Origin of the sequence: Okeania sp. SIO3I5, assembly GCF_010672085.1 — a bacterium.
Classification (GTDB): domain Bacteria; phylum Cyanobacteriota; class Cyanobacteriia; order Cyanobacteriales; family Microcoleaceae; genus Trichodesmium.
Window position 1 is genome coordinate 1 of sequence record NZ_JAAHHT010000041.1, and the last position, 16786, is coordinate 16786.

Annotated in this window: 8 protein-coding genes, 1 tRNA gene and 1 pseudogene; 2 read left to right on the forward strand and 8 right to left on the reverse strand. The window is 35.4% G+C overall.

The features are described from left to right. Positions 1-677, reverse strand: a 677-nt coding sequence (locus F6K40_RS12205) for an RNA-guided endonuclease InsQ/TnpB family protein (RefSeq protein WP_293136076.1), incomplete at its 3' end; no start/stop codon positions are given. A gap of 1504 nt (positions 678-2181) precedes the next feature. On the opposite strand from F6K40_RS12205, the gene dapB reads away from it, so the two are divergent. Further along, a complete protein-coding gene (gene dapB / locus F6K40_RS12210; protein ID WP_293136079.1) occupies positions 2182-3009 on the forward strand; it encodes a 4-hydroxy-tetrahydrodipicolinate reductase in 828 nt (275 codons plus the stop codon). A 200-nt stretch (positions 3010-3209) separates the two neighbouring features. Here dapB and F6K40_RS12215 read toward each other — a convergent pair whose 3' ends face one another. From F6K40_RS12215 to F6K40_RS12230, 4 genes and pseudogenes are all read right to left on the reverse strand, one after another. Next, positions 3210-4169: a hypothetical protein gene (locus tag F6K40_RS12215; protein ID WP_293136154.1), complete on the reverse strand. Its 960-nt coding sequence runs from the start codon at positions 4167-4169 to the stop codon at positions 3210-3212. 983 nt (positions 4170-5152) lie between these two features. Further along, a complete protein-coding gene (locus tag F6K40_RS12220) occupies positions 5153-5824 on the reverse strand; it encodes an Npun_F0813 family protein (RefSeq protein WP_293136082.1) in 672 nt (223 codons plus the stop codon). Between the two features lie 1463 nt (positions 5825-7287). Beyond that, positions 7288-7641 (reverse strand): annotated as a pseudogene (locus F6K40_RS12225) (transposase); the annotation flags it as partial. Positions 7642-7683: 42 nt separating this feature from the next. Next, positions 7684-8184, reverse strand: a complete 501-nt coding sequence (locus F6K40_RS12230; RefSeq protein ID WP_293136085.1) for a hypothetical protein — start codon at positions 8182-8184, stop codon at positions 7684-7686. Positions 8185-9184: 1000 nt separating this feature from the next. On the opposite strand from F6K40_RS12230, the gene F6K40_RS12235 reads away from it, so the two are divergent. Next, positions 9185-9258: transfer RNA gene (locus tag F6K40_RS12235), tRNA-Arg, on the forward strand. A gap of 497 nt (positions 9259-9755) precedes the next feature. On the opposite strand, the gene F6K40_RS12240 is transcribed toward F6K40_RS12235, so the two are convergent. From F6K40_RS12240 to F6K40_RS12250, 3 genes are all read right to left on the reverse strand, one after another. After that, positions 9756-9971 (reverse strand): zinc ribbon domain-containing protein, encoded by a 216-nt coding sequence (locus tag F6K40_RS12240; RefSeq protein ID WP_365671199.1) that lies wholly within the window; start codon positions 9969-9971, stop codon positions 9756-9758. A gap of 913 nt (positions 9972-10884) precedes the next feature. Beyond that, positions 10885-12003, reverse strand: a complete 1119-nt coding sequence (gene cax, locus F6K40_RS12245) for a calcium/proton exchanger (protein WP_293136087.1) — start codon at positions 12001-12003, stop codon at positions 10885-10887. A gap of 2085 nt (positions 12004-14088) precedes the next feature. Continuing rightward, positions 14089-16605 carry an HAD-IC family P-type ATPase gene (locus tag F6K40_RS12250; protein ID WP_293136090.1) on the reverse strand — a complete coding sequence of 839 codons (2517 nt, stop codon included), beginning with the start codon at positions 16603-16605 and terminating at the stop codon, positions 14089-14091. Positions 16606-16786: the final 181 nt, after the last annotated feature.

The window sequence follows — 16786 nt, forward strand, 5'->3', positions numbered from 1 at the left end:
AAGGATGTCAAAAATCGGGGTCTCTCAATAAACTCTCTATCTGAGGTTGTCAAAAACTTCTCCAAACCCAAATCTATACCTATCGCTTCTCCGTGAGGTTGAGCTTCTGGTCTCGATACCTCAGACTGGAGCGTGAGTACTACGAACCACCTATCTGCCTTCCTTAATACCCTTGCTTGCTTGACTACAACACCTTCTGGAATAGGTCGGTGCAAGTTGATGGGTATTTTTCCTATCTTGGGGAGAGAAATCTGCCAACCTGTAATCGGGTTAGTTTTAAATTGAGGAAACAGCATGGACTTTATTTGGCCAAACTTCTTAAAGCGAGGAAAGCCGTACCCTCTTTGCTGGAAATAATTCCAACCATCGTGCAATCTACGAATTGTAGTTTGCAGAACTTGAGAGGGAACTTCTCTGAGTTCTGGGAATGCTTTTTTGGCCAGGGGCAGTGCGTTTTGCTGGTTGTAGTAGGTTGGAAAAGACTTGTTAGCTGGGATGATGTATTCTTTTGATAGGGAACAATAGTTCAAACTACACTTACGGGCATTCACCCAATCCTTGATTTCCCGCAAGGCATAGTTGTACACTTTGCGAGATATTTCCAACCAATGGAGCATAGTTTGCTCTTGGATGGGGTCGGGGTGAAGTCGATAACGATAGTTGATGGTTAGAGTCATACAAAAATTCTAACACAGTCGGGATTACTCTATAGCTCTATATCTATACTGTTGCAGATTTTTTCCGTTCAATCCCGGAAAAAATCTGCTTGAGGGGTCCATGTATCCCGAGGCTCATCTTTCAGATAGAGCGCGCGACTTATAGCCCCTCAAACTCTCCATCAGTTAAATTTTACCAAACTTCTGAGCCAGAAAATTTTCTGTGTAGAAGATTGGGTTGTGTATGCCTAATCTACAACAAAGCTAGTCTAAACTATCTAGACTACAATAACTAAACTGATATAAAGTCAAGTTTTCGCTCCTTATGGAAAAAAGTGCAACTCAAAAAAGCTCGGTTATAGAAACCTTATGGTATCTTTGTCTAGGATTAAATTTTTGAGAGACAGTCGGGAGTGGAAATTAGGCACTTGCAGAAAAAGATTGAAAAATCCTCTCATGCTCTCTTACTTTTAAGATTAGAATCAGATTTTTCCCACGATCAAATCTTTCCATCCATCCTTAAATAGAAAACCACCAACATTGTCATTTTCTTAAGCTCCTAAAAAATCGGCGCGTCAAAAGATTTTTACTTCCATCACCACAATTTTTGTGATATCATAAATATTAACTGGGGTAATTCGCCCATACACATGACTTTTTATTCAACTAAGTTTTCTGGTTTAGGCACAATCAGGTATTTAGGAATTTTCCCTACAAACAATCAATGGCAAAAATATTTTCATCTTCTGGAGCTTGCAACAAATACTTGTTTATCCATCATCAAATCTTTCCATCAATGCCTGAATAGAAAACCACCAACATTTTCATTTTCTGAGAGCTACGTAGAAAAAACGGCGCGTCAAAAGATTTTGGCTTCCATCCACACAATTTTTGTGATATCATAAATATTAACTGGGGTAATTCGCCCATGCATATGACTTTTTATTCAACCAAGAATTGTATAATTTATCAGCGATCGCGAATTTGTTTACATTCTTTTTTCAACTAAATTTTCTGGTTCAGGCATAATCAAGTATTCACGAATTTTCCCTACAAACAATCAATGCCAAAAATATTTTCATCTTCTGAAGCTTCCAACAAAAAGTTGTTTTTCGATCATCAAATCTTTCCATCACTGCCTGAATAGAAAACCACCAACATTTTCATTTTATGAAGCTCCTAAAAAATCGGCGCGTCAAAAGATTTTGGCTTCCATCCACACAATTTTTGTGATATCATAAAGATTAACTGGGGTAACTCGCCTCCACACATGACTTTTTGTTCAACTCAAAATTGCATGATTGATCGGCGATCGCGAACTTTTTTTTACATTCTTTTTTCAAAATAGTATTAAAATATAGACTTTGCCCAAATTAAGGAACAGGAAACCTCTATAGGAGGGATCTACTAATTCCAGAACCATGAAGCGCTATAGACAAAAAAGCGTCAGAAACCCCTAGCTCAACGTAGTAGCGAGGAGCAGTTCAATGCCAATCTTCTTTTTATGTATTAATCAATTAAAATTATGATCAGCCAAACTTCTATTCCAATAATTGTCAGTGGTGCAGCAGGTAAGATGGGTCGTGAAGTAATAAAAACTGTCGCAAATGCTAGTGACATGACTCTGTTTGGTGCAATAGAGCGTCAACCAGAATATATAGGTCAAGATATTGGTGAGATAGCTGGTTGTGGTCCTCTAGAAATACCAATTCTTAACGATTTAGAGGGGATTTTAGTAATGGCAGCTCAGGAAAAACAACCTGCCGTAATGGTTGACTTTACTCACCCAGATAGCGTTTATCAAAATGTCCGTTCTGCTATTGCTTATGGAGTCAGACCTGTCGTCGGAACTACAGGTCTGAGTCAAGCACAAATTCAAGATTTGGCCGAATTTGCCGAAAAAGCCAGTATTGGTGCCCTAATAATTCCCAACTTCTCTATTGGTATGGTTTTGCTTCAACAAGCAGCGATCGCCGCTTCCCAGCATTTCGACCATGTAGAAATTATTGAGTTGCACCACAATCAAAAAGCTGATGCTCCTAGTGGAACTGCAATTAAAACTGCAGAAATGTTATCAGAATTAGGAAAAAGCTACAATGTGCCCAATGTGGAAGAAACAGAGAAAATAGAAGGTGCTAGAGGTGGTTTAGCAGATGAAGGAATCCGTATCCATAGTGTACGCTTACCAGGTTTAATTGCTCATCAAGAAGTAATATTTGGTGGGCCTGGTCAAATTTACACTTTACGACATGATACAACAGATAGGTCTTGCTATATGCCCGGAGTTTTGTTAGCCATTCGTAAAGTCCAATCTTTAACCAAACTCATTTATGGTTTAGAGAAGATACTTTAGGTTTGACTTCCTTAGGGGGAAGTCGTCCTTGTTCGCGCCATGAGCAACGCTAGGATGAAAGCTAGTATTATTTATTGAGTTTACCCTGCATTCTTGTACTTTTTTTAGAGAAACGGGGGGAGGACATCACCTCTGTATAACAAATATATATAGAGTTGAAGAATCCTGGGGTGTCACCAAAGCACATTATCGGGAGTATGTCAAGAAGAACTACTGCGTCTACTACGTCTACTCTGGCGAGAACGAGTTGAGATATCATATTCTAGGACTGCGCCTATTCCAAATAGAATCGCAGTAAACACAAAAAATACCTCCAATAGACCTCCAGATTCATATTCTCCAGCCGCCTGAGTATCTGCCCACTTAAAATACATATCAGCAATGTATAGTGAAAAAGTAGCAGCAGCAATCATCCGCCAGGACTGAGAAAAACGTCCTCCCCAAAAAGCTAGAAGTAAGGCTGTAGCAATAATTAGTAGAAATACATCGGCAATAATATAGAATAAATTCAAGCTATAAGAAAAAGGTTCTAATTTCTCATCTAGAGCAAGAACCCAAGATGGAGCTAAATTAGCCGATACTTCTTCTATTATATCTACCTCTTCCAAAGCTGTAGCATCTGGCGTAGGCAATAGGCCAAAAAGTGAAGGATCGGCTACCCAAACAGCCAAAGCAACTCCTCCAACTGCCACTACCAACAAAACTACCCACTGCCAAACTTCTAAATTTAGCCTTTTGGAAGTTACAGCTAAGGTCATACCCCAACCTAAGAATATGTAGGAAAAAACGTAAAATATATCTGCCAATGATACATCTGGGTCTAATTCCCAGATTAGTTCCCAGCAACCAAACACAACACCAGCAATAAAGTAAAATAACAATCCTAAACCAATACCCATCCAAACATTACGACCACTAACCATTTGAGGACTTTGCCAGTTTCTCAAGCAAATTATACTGGCTACTAAGTAAGCCCCTAGTTCAAATATATAAGTGCCATAAGAATACCAGGATGGTAATTCCTCCCCTGGTAGAGGTACACTAAATAGTAGAAAAAATAATAGGGCTAGTACACCCCAGACAAGACCTGTAATTACAATAGTCTGGGCTGAAAATAAGGACTTAGTAAGGGTAGATGATTTTTCTGAAGTGCTGCTCATAGGAATATTTTCATCAAACGTTACTTTTAACAGATATTTTATCCCCATTTGTCAACACTTTTACTTGTATTTTCAGATTGATTTATCAAGGTTATTTTCACAAGGGAAAAATAGACTGATAAAATTGAAAAAATAGTGCTAGCTTTAGGGATTTATGGGTTAATAAATCGACATTTCATTTTTTTTTAAATTAATGATGTCAATATTGATTAATTTTACATATATCAATAAAAATCAGAAAAAATCAACATTAATTAAAAATGCTATTTAAAGATCATCTTATGTAATTTTCTAAGTTAATGATTAATTACTATTTTAACAGCTTTGTTAATACCATTAAGGATTTTATGGTTGCCCTTTACAGTAATCCCACTGAGCTTATTTGATCGATCTTCTTGAAGTTGATTTTCTTTGATAGTTGATATTTATTTGATTTTACCAAGGTTTGATTGATTTAATTGGCAATATTATCATAATTAAGACCTAAATGATTCAGTTATAGTTTTCAGTATTTTTTGTGTTGCTTGTGAGTTTACAACTCTATAGTGATTATTGTTTTTGTAGACTTTTTCAAAGTCAAATTTTCCATTAGCAAAGCCAGCCTTAAAATATAACTTTCTCGAATAAGAATAATCTATTCTATTGTTAGTTATTTTATTTTACTGTTCACATAAGAATGTTAAAATGGCAATTAATTTGTCATTTCAACCAACTAAAACTTGCTGACAAGCATACACTTTTATAAAGTAAAATATTCTTGTTAATTATACCAGATAACAGGACAAATTTAGTAGTCTAAGTTATTCATGTCGGCGACTGGCTGAAACGGATTTCTAGTGTTCATCCCTACTCTAAAACATACATTTATCTCAAGCTGGCTTTTTAGTAAAACTTAATTATGTAACTTTGTTACATTTAGATTAACTAATATCAATATTTAGTTTTCATCAAAAACTAATGCTTCTGTTTATAAGCTGTTAAAATTACTTTACTGCCCATTTTTTACCTTCAGGAAATTGATTCAGCCAAGCCATAAACTGAGTTCTCTCAGGATTAGCCATAGGTTCTAGGATTTCATCAATACCTTCAGCAAAATTGGAATTACCAAAATATTCTTCCCCTAAACGATGGACTTCTTGCAGTAAAGTATAAAGGTGAACTTCCCGCCAGGAAGGTAGTTGTAATTTTGTCAGAGGATCGTCTGTCAATAAAGCTTTAATTGTATCGGCAGAATCTATATCAGGAAAGTTTTTTCCCTTAAGGACTTTGCTAAAATCCTTCTGAAAGGACTTGGCCTGTCTATTGCCCAGTAAATCTTCTACATCAAAGTAAACTGCTTGTACCAGCAACAAACAACCCTGAATACAAGCATAAGTAACAGTTTCATCCTCTTTTGAGTCTTCGCTGGCAAGTTGATCCAAGCGAATTTTACCCCAAACACTATATCGGTCAGGTTCCTCTAGTAAAACACAAGCTTTACCATGATTATCTGTTAAATCCCGCCAGAAAGCTCTCGCTTCTTCAGCTTGCTCTGCCTTAAAGACATTGATTAGGCGAAAAGTTTGTCCTTGATAATTAAGAATAGGGATCTTTTGATCCCGTTTTGGGTGTGTAATACTTGTAATTTCAACATCTTGCCTTTTCAGAATAAACATGAGACTTTAATTAGACTTCCATCATCATCTGGGGTACTTTTGGTATAATTGTAATCCGTTATCAGAAACCTACAAAAATCAGTAAAATCTATGACGATCTGACTGAGTGACTGTCTATTTCTGTTTCTGCTCCGTTCTGGAAGTGTAAGCACTCACCAGTCTAAAGTTTGTGACGGGTGTTTGATTAGCAACGCTGGCGCGAAGCACCTGTTTCGGATCAGAAATCTAACGGCCCTCCATAGCTAGTAGATTCTTGGCTGCATTCAAGTCTATATCACAACTGAAACTCCATCCTCTACTTCCTATTGACTATCCTCCACCAAAGGTAGATATAAGGATATTAGGGAATAGACGGCAATTTGGAATATTCAATCTTGAAATAGAGAATAACATTTTTATTATGCCTAATTAATGAGACTCAACCTTGATATAGTTGATATAACTAAAGGGGACAACCCTAAACTTTATAGTCTGGAAATGAGCAATGCTTATGGACATATCAATCTCTCTCAGTTGATTGACAGGTTGGCTGATAAGTTGGGTGGATCAAATTATAATCAACTATTATACCCATAAGGTTAATGGGGGAGAATATCAATCCCTTTTTTTTTCATTTTTCCATTTCCAAACTTTTTAAGCAGGTACCCATCTCTAATAGCAGTTTGATAAATGTTTGATACAAATCAAGGAGCTTGATTATAACTGTTGATTTTTTGTATAAAGTTCTTGATTTGATTGAGAGGGTATCTATAAAAATCAAAAATTAAGCCTTGATGTAGGGTGGGTTAGGGGGCAATAATCTTACAAAATCACTCTGGAGATTTCTCTGACCGCTGTAACCCAGTAAGTAGAGATATTTGAAGCGTTTCTTTAGATTTATTTTACAGATACCTTCTGAGGGACAAAATTTATCATTTTCCTTTCTTCTTTTTTTCTACGAATTTCATAAACTTAGGCTACATTCTCTATCTGATATTAAGATTATATTTGACACTCCACGGACTAAAGTCGCGTGGATTCTTAAGGGTCATCAATTTGAAGTGACTTCACTCGGTCAAATTTTACCCTTAATGGCATAGTCAAAGATGGCTAAGCGTCTGTCCGGGATAAACCCATTCAGGTTACTTTTGGCTCCAATATTTGCAGCACCGTTAGCATCAACATTTATCAATTTTCCTTACTTAGTTTTGTACAAACCACGCTGTATTCGTTTGCCACTAAAACTATATTCAGTTGGATTATCAGCATTGTAAACAGGCATCTTAATCCTTGTCTAGAAAACTTGCTTTAGACGTATAAGATTCCTCTGAATAATTAATAATTAATAATTAATAATTAAATAATTCAGTTGGATTGGTCTCCCCTTTCAAGGAGAAACAAATAATTTTTTCCCTTTTAGTAAATCATCTACCTTTTATGGAGAGGTAATTATCCATTATTCATTATTCATTATCCATTATCCATTAATGAAACATAGCTTTTAGTTTGAACCTAAAAATATTGTGTGGTATTTGTACCAACTTCTGATTAGTTTTTTTGCCTAAGTTGATATTTTTTTTCATCCCTGGATTAACACCTACAACAATAGTAGATATTTTGTTTTCACTGCACCAGTTGATTAAATATCTAGCAGCTTTATTTAAGTAATCTCTAACTTTATTGTTTCGATTTACTATAATGTTTACTTGCTTTTTGGTTAAACCTTTAATGGCTTGCTTATCTTTTATAGACTGCAACCTATAATTTTCTTTGTTGAACCACTGGTTAATTGATTTAAGTTTTCTACCGTCCAAAATAAACGATGACCCATTGTTTAATACACAAGCTGCGTTGCATGGAACGCAGCTAGATTTTCTAAGCTAAGGTCTATAGAAGCGTGCATTATCAGATTTTACTACTGGCTGTGGTTCATCTTCTGTAATAAATTCAACTTCAAAAAATCTAGCATTAAATCTAGGAATTATTCTAACTTCCTTGAGATTATTATCTGCTAATCTTTCAGGAAAAGGGATTTTTACTACACCATATTTATCCTTAAAATTCCTAGACATTGGGATATTAAAATATCCATCTTTCACCCTAATTCTGGGTATTATTAAAGGAAAATAACCTTCCTTCTTTAGATATCTAGGTAATCGTATTTGCTCAAACCGATAAAGTCCTTCTTGAGATTTTTGGACTAAGTTAAAAAACGACTTAAAAGACCTATCTACAACTTTTAAAGTTTGTTGTGCAATATCAGTTTGAAGTAGCCGATAATTTTCATTATCTTTGCAGTAATGGTAATTTGACTCGTATCTGAGATATCTACCCTCAGCAAAATAGAATTGCCTGACAGAATAAAGTCCTACATTATACATATTTTTGGACAATCTGCACAATTACCTCATAGACTGAATGCACAACTAAAGATTAAGACTGCCAGAATGCTTAATGTTCGGTGGGTTACGGCGTCAAGTTAAATTTTGGTTACGATTCACGCGTTACTGCCGCCTTACCCTCCCCACCCTACGCCTGGATTTAATATTCCTTTTACAAACAGTCTCTCAAGGCTTTAAATTCTTGGCGAGACAAGTTTCTAATTTTGTTTTTTTGGGTTAAATAAACATGATTTGGTTTTCGCTGTACAATACATATTGTTGCGAAAACTTTCATAGATGTCAAGGCAGCGGAGGGTAAAACCCGCGCCCGTCGTTTTCCACCAGCCTTTAAAACAAGATGGTTTCACACTTACCGAAAAATTAAGATGATTTCATTCTTGAGATATGATGTGTAGCGATCTTTGAGTAAATTGGTATTACCTTTTTTCTTCGGCAATTTGTAATATTCTTTTTTTTGCGATTGGTATAACTTATTGCTTTTTGAAACACCCATGCCTTTAAGGGCAAGATATTCATAATATTCTTTTTTTTACAGTTTGGTATTATAAGGACTTTATGTTATAGTTAGAAAATAACTAAAAGTATTAGACTACTCTAAAAACCTAACTATTGCTGTGAATAGTATTAGCAATTTTCAGAGTAGAGTTACGGGATTTTTGTCTAGTTAGCTTGTCCATATAAGATAATCTAAAGTATGCCTTTAACACAGAAAGAAAGTTTTTTGGGGGCGTGAACTTTACCAGACTTGATAAGTCTACAAACTTATGAAATGAAGTAAGTGGAATGTTTTTTATGATAGGTAAAGGCTTTGGAAAAGAAATATTTGAACAATTAGATATCGGAAGGTGTTTAATTGCAGTGAGCCTGGTTAAACCAGCAATCTTGTTAGTGAGAAAAATTTTTGTTTCTTTAAACCCAATATTATCTTAAACGACTATAATAATTGATATACAACATCAATTTCTGACACATAATAATTGGGTGCGTAACTCAGTTGGATAGAGTAGCGACCTTCTAAGTCGCGAGTCGCAGGTTCGAATCCTGCCGCACCCGTGCAAAAATTTAAAATTTAAAATTATTCCTGGCTGAGTTTGAGCATTTATAAATGTCCTAACCTATTTTGGTTGCTATATGCTTTATAAACATCTATCAAAAAATAGACAAGTTATGGGCAAGTCTTTGAGAGGTTTTTTTCTGAGAAAAAGTGTATTGAATAATTATTTTTTTTTGGGACTTAAGTAGGGCTTGCTGATTAAACCTAAAAGTATTTACAGATAAAGGTTTTAGCCTTTTTAGTTCTTGAAAAAGTACCTGATTTTCAGCTCTTCATGCTCAAAAAGTTAACATTGTGTGGCATTGTTGGGCAAAAAAATTCTCCCCTAATCCCCTATTCCCCTAATCCCCTACCCCTACTAAAAGACTTTTTTAGCAAACCCTAAGTAGTTTTGCCTAGCTAGCATACTCTTTCTCCGTTCTTAGAAACCTACGATAATCTATAGAAATCTATGATTATCTGTTCTATTCCTGCTTCCCACATGGTAACGTCGGCGTTATCCAGTCCACAAGCTGTCACGGACGTTCGCCGAAGGCGGAGCATAGCTCTCACTGCCCCCCATAGCTAAATTTAACGCTCTTATCAAATCTCGTTCGCAGCTAAAATTGCAGTGTTCGCAATTGAAAACGGGCTCTGATAAAGACAGAGATTCTTTAACAGTTCCACACCTAGAGCAAGTTTTAGAACTAGGAAACCATCTATCAAAGATGATTAACTCAGCAACCTAATAACTCACACTTGTACTTTAATTGCCTACGAAACTCATAAAAACCCATATCAGCAATAGCCTGTAGGGGCGAATGGCCATTTGCCCCTACTTATGATTTGCCATCATTCCTGAGACATTAAGGTCTTCTATTACTATTTGACTGTGGTTTTTAGCCTGCTGAGGTAGTTAGTTTATGCAATGTATCTTTCCTGATGTCAGCTATCCTGCCCAAGTAACTGAGCTATTCTGAGTTGCGCTTTTTTCCAGTTGTTGGAAAACTTGACTTTATGCCTAACTTCAATTTGTAACATAAAAATTAGTATAAAATCCGTAGCTTTCTTGAAGTATTTATAGTTACTAAATCTATAGAAAAATATTCGACTTAGTTTTAATTAAGTGTTACCTTAACGGGGTGAACTACAACACCCTCTATCCCATTGCTAAAAGCGTTTGGGACTACTTTTCTGATCGGTATTTAAACGAACATTGACATGACTCTTTGTATTTGACACCAGATGATTTTTTTTAATAATAGTATGTTCTACTAACTGTATTATCCCTCCTGTAAACATTTAACGAGCTGTTCTGCAATCCTTTCTCAGTCTAAGATATTTTTAGTTGTTTTCCTATGTTTTTCTATAAAATTAATAAAACTTTACAATACTAGACAAATTATCTCAATTACTTTTTTCGTTCATCAAATTACGAGTCAAAAATTAAGCATAAATACTGATCTGATTGATTACTCAATCACGGCAGCTATGATTTTCTCCTAAATTCTGTCTCCTGTACGGGCGTTAACGATAGTTATGCGAAGCAAAGGGCTGGAAAGCCCCTACGACTCCTGACTCCTGATTCTATACTACGTTTTGTCATGCGGAATGTAGGCTTTAGGCCGGAGAGGATGTCAAAAACTCTAAGCCAATCCTTCAATCACAGGGTGGAAATAAAAGGCCAGTCCTAAAACTGCATAAGCTGCTAATAATAAAGCTCCTTCTAACCAGTCAGAACGACCATCAGAACTTACAGAATTAGCAATTAATACTGCCACTACTACTGCTACTAATTCAAAAGGATTAAAATTCAAATCCATTGGTTGATCTAGTAATAAACCAGCCAGAATTAATACAGGTGCGACGAATAAAGCAATTTGTAAACTAGAACCTACTGCTACTGAAACAGACAAATCCATCTTGTTTTTCATAGCAACAGTTACTGCCGTAGCGTGTTCGGCAGCATTACCAATAATTGGCACTACAATTACACCAGTAAATAAAGCAGTTAATCCTAAAGTAGCAGTAGCTTCTTCTAAAGAATCAACCAGTAATTCTGATTCAAATGCAACTGCTAAAGTTGCTATTAATAAAACTGAAATCCACAATAACAAATTAGGTTTATGTTCGGTATTTTCTTCTGATTCACTATTAGAATCTAACTCCTGTGATTCGCTTCCTGCTACACCTACTTCATATAAGTAAGAGTGAGTTTTCATGGAAAATAATAAAGTGAGTATATAAACAGTAATTAATACTATTGCTACTGCACCAGATAAATTTTGCATTGTATTTTCACTAATACCATCGGAAGTTGCATTTACTGCTGTTGGAACTAAGATGGCAATTACAGCTAAATTCATTGCTGAAGCATTTAAACGGGCTACTACTGACTGAAATTTTTGTTCTTTGAAACGTAGCCCACCTAAAAACATTGATAAACCCATTACTAACAATAAGTTACCAATTATAGAACCAGTGATACTTGCTTTAACTACGCTTACTAAACCAGCATTTAAAGCAATAAGACCGATAATTAATTCTGTAGCATTGCCAAATGTAGCATTTAACAAACCACCTAAGTTAGGACCAAGAACAACTGCAATTTCTTCAGTCGCTGTACCCATCCAACCTGCTAAGGGAATAATTGCTATAGCAGATGTAATGAAGATAACTGATGAACTTAATTCCATAACATTAGCTGCTATTGAAATAGGAACAAATACTAATAAAATTGAAATGATTGTTTGTGTATTTAGCATAAGTGTAAATTGGGGGTTCAGTAAATCATAATTCGGTAAAAAAATAGGTCTTTCTGAAAAGGTATTTGGCAGGTGAATATAATTCAGGATTAAGAATTCAGGAGTCTAAATCAGCAGGAATATGAAAAACCGAAGCAAGTCACAGGTAGAAAAAATATCGGATTTTTTTTCATCCTACTTCTGATAGAGGTACAAGGTTATTCATACAAAAAAAAATGTGATAATCTTGCACTTTTTTCAGAAAGAAAAAGCTCAACTTTCCAGGTAATGTTTTCGGAATTATTCAGCTCGCCCTAACTAAATAGATATAATACCAGGTATGATAAATATTTTCAATAAATAGTTGAGCTGCTGCTAGTAGTCAGTTGTATGAGGAAACTGCCTTTTATAAGCATTTATTGTGGTGAGAACTAAATTTTACTCAAATAAACATTTTATATAAAATTATTAAATTATTCCAACTGTTTGTAATATTATTGTTTAACACGTGGTAAAGATCGAGCTACTATTTAAACTCAAGCTTAATCCTTAATTGAGTAAATATTTTTGAGATATAAATACTTTTTACTCAAACGTTATAGTTTTGATTAATCTCTAATATTGAGTAACATTAATTAACCACAATTTAGGGACGTTGCATAAGGGCGTCTCTAGGACATGATCTAATTACTTAGATCGACAAAATCCTATTTTCTCATATTAAAGAGAGTCAAGCTTTTAGCAAATTAGAAATAAAAATCTGATTCGTCTCTATTGCGTATATAGCAATAAAGATTTTTACTGACTAAATTCAGAGTCAAGCTTTTAGCAAATTAGAAATAAAAATCTGATTCGTCTCTATTGCGTATATAGCAATAAAGATTTTTACTGACTAAATTCAGAGTCAAGCTTTTAGTAAATCAGAAATAAAAATCTGATTCATCTTTATTGCGTATGTAGCAATAGGAATTTTTACTGACTAAATTCAGAGTCAAGCTTTTAGTAAATCAGAAATAAAAATCTGATTCGTCTCTATTGCGTATGTAGCAATAGGAATTTTTACCGACTAAATTCAGAGTCAAGCTTTTAGTAAATCAGAAATAAAAATCTGATTCGTCTCTATTGCGTATGTAGCAATAGGAATTTAGACTCAGTTGCTTTTTGTTGCGGATATAGCAATAAAGATTTTTACCGACTAAATTCAGAGTCAAGCTTTTAGTAAATCAGAAATAAAAATCTGATTCATCTTTATTGCGTATGTAGCAATAGGAATTTTTACTGACTAAATTCAGAGGTCAGCTTTTAGCAAATTAGAAATAAAAATTTGATTCATCTCTATTGCGTATGTAGCAATAGGAATTTTTACCGACCAAATTCAGAGGTCAGCTTTTAGCAAATTAGAAATAAAAATTTGATTCATCTCTATTGCGTATGTAGCAATAGGAATTTTTACCGACCAAATTCAGAGGTCAGCTTTTAGCAAATTAGAAATAAAAATTTGATTCATCTCTATTGCGTATGTAGCAATAGGAATTTTTACCGACTAAATTCAGAGTCAAGCTTTTAGTAAATCAGAAATAAAAATCTGATTCGTCTCTATTGCGTATGTAGCAATAGGAATTTAGACTTAGCTCCCTTTTGTTGCGGATATAGCAATCGGAATTTTTACCGACCAAATTCAGAGCCAAACTTTTAGCAAATCCGAAATAAAAATCTGATTCATCTCAAATTCAGAGTCAAGCTTTTAGTAAATTAGAAATAAAAATCTAATTCATCTCTATTGCTACATACGCAATAGGAATTTAAACTCAGTTGCCTTTTGTTGCGGATATGGCAATAGGAATTTTGACCGACTAAATTTAGAGGTTAGCTTTGAAAAAATCCGAAATAAAAATCTGATTCATCTCTATTGCTACATACGCAATAGGAATTTAGACTCAGTTCCCTTTTGTTGCGGATATGGCAATCGGAATTTTGACCGACCAAATTCAGAGTCAAGCTTTTAGCAAATAGCTTCTATCATGGATATTTTTAAGAATGAGGTATTTGCTGTTTGAGTAACATTCCGCACGAAGAGCTGACAGCTAATAGCTCAATACTCAAAAATCACCTAAGATCAACACCTAAAAATTTGTCTAGAAGTTTGGCTCGCCAGACATAGCGTAATAATAAACACCAAACTAAAGCTACCCAACTAATCGCAACATAATCACGGATGCTCAGTAAAGATAGTTCAAAAAATTGACGTAGAGGGGGAACCGCCAAAATAACTATATAAACTCCTAGTAAAACTAAAGCAACAAAAGTATATCGCCAGTCACCACTATAATTTTCCCCACCTACCCAAGCTTTTGTTGGGGGCTTCAGAAAAGGCACTAACAAAAGACCACATAAAATCATAATTGTAACTAAGGCACTACGAGGAACTGCAAGAAATTCATTAACTTGGTCAAGGTCAATAACTAACTCATTTCCCAAAAATGGTATTGCTAAATAAGTCAAATACACTCCTAAAGCTACAAGAGTAAGAGTCAAAGTAGCAGGTAAAGTAAAATGAAGTAGGGAGCGCACTATACTACGTCGAGGTAACAGCCCTGGCTTAGACCAAATCGGAATACAAAAAGTAGGAAATCCTACAGATATCAGAGTCACCACGGCACTGTGCTTATTCAATAGTGGAAAAGTTCCTCCGATAAATCCACCAATAAATCCTGTAGCAAAAATCAATAGACTGACACAGAACACCCGAATCATAAATAATTTCAATACATCTTGTATACCATTCCGAATTCGTTGTCCTTCCAAAAAAGTATGAGGCAAAGAGGCAAAAGAATTTTTCAACAAGACAATATCCGCCACACTACGAGTCGCCTTACTACCACCTTCCATAGCGATCGCCAAATTAGCCTCTTTCAGAGATAGAACATCATTAACTCCATCTCCAATCATTGCCACATAATGACCTTGCCCCTTAAAACTACGGATCAGTTTCGCTTTTTGATTAGGAGTAACACGGCCAAAAATCCTCTTAGAAACTGCTGCCTGAATAAACTGAGCATCATCTAACTTAGCCAATTCCCAACCAGAAATAACTTGGGTATCTGAACCAAGTCCCGCTTGTAAAGCCAAAGCAGCCACAGTCTGAGGATTATCTCCAGAAATTACCTTGACTTCTATTCCTGCCTCCGAAAAACCCTCTATAGTCTCACGAGCTTCTGGCCTAAGTTCATCTTGAAAACTAATAATTCCCAGAGGAAAAAGTTCTGTAGGTAATTGTGGTTGTTCTAAATCCTGGTTTAAGCTATTTATATTGGGATTATGGGCAAATAAAAGCACTCGGAATCCTGCCATTGTTAATTCTTGAATCTGCTGAGTAACTTGTGTACTGAGGGGTGTAACTTCAGCTAGTATTTCTGGAGCGCCTAAAATGTATGCTCCAGATGACGAACTTTCCTTTTCACTAGCAAAACTCATACCACTCCATTTACGAGCCGAAGTAAAAGGAATTTCAAAAATTAGAGAACGTTGACTTCCAGAAAAAACCTCTTCTAGAGCTTCAATAGTTTGATTTTTAGCAGTGGTACTAGCTGCATAATCGCCTAATATACCTCCCAACTTAGTTTCATCAATCCCAATAGGATAAATACCTTGTAAACAAATCCGGTTAGCCGTTAACGTCCCAGTTTTGTCCAAGCATAAAATATCTACATTACTTAATGATTCAACGGCATTGGCCTGCTGAATTAGGACTTCTTGCCCCACCATTTTAACTGCACCCAGAGCATAAGCAAGAGTAATAGCTAAATAAAGTCCACTTGGCACTAGCCCAGCAATTACAGCAGCATATTGAACAGTGTCAGCAAATGTATAAAATCCAAAGTACCAGTTAATAGTAACCAGTATCCAGAGAAAACAAGACAAGAGCAAAAATACTCTGATGACTAAATTAATTTCTTGTTGTAGAGGGGTATAAATTTGGCGAAATGCTCTAGCACTAACTGTTAGTTGGTAAGCCAAACTTTCGGTTCCTACTTTTTGCGCTTCATAATAAGCATTGCCACTGACACAGAAACTACCAGAATAAACTGGTTGGCCTGCTTGTTTAGGAATTAGATCGGATTCTCCTGTTAGGAGTGATTCATCTACTTCTATTTGGCCTGATCCTACTACTTGTCCATCGACTACTATTTGGTCTCCAGCATTAGCTACTAATATATCTCCGACGACGAGCTGACTGGGATCAATGTTTTGTTGTTTACTTTCTCGAATAACGGTAGCTAATGGTCTGGTTAATAGGGCAATTCGATCTAATTTTTGTTTAGCCCATATTTCTTGGCAAACACTGACTATAACCCCACCTAAAATAACTACGATCACGAGAAAAGCATCGCCATAACGAGAAAGGGAAATTAAAACTAGGCTAATGCTAAGGAAAACGGTATTAATAAAGGTAAATAAGTTTTCCTTTAATATTTGTGTGTAGGAGCGACTTGTGTCTAGTTTTACATGATTTCCTTGACCCGCAGCACGAAGATTTACTACTTGGTCTTCTGTGAGACCGTGAATAATTGAGGTATTGTTAATATTTTGGCGATCGCTCATAACATTTGGACTCAGGATCAAAAAATTTATGTAATACCAACTTCAAAAAATATTGCTAGATTAACTTTTTTTGTGTTCAAAAAACTAAATCGCTGGCATTAATACCAAATAGATTTTAGTAAGAGACTTTTTATAGAAACCATTTGGTATCTTTGCACGCGGTGCGGGTTTTTGGCAACGGATTCAGGAGTCAGAGAAATAC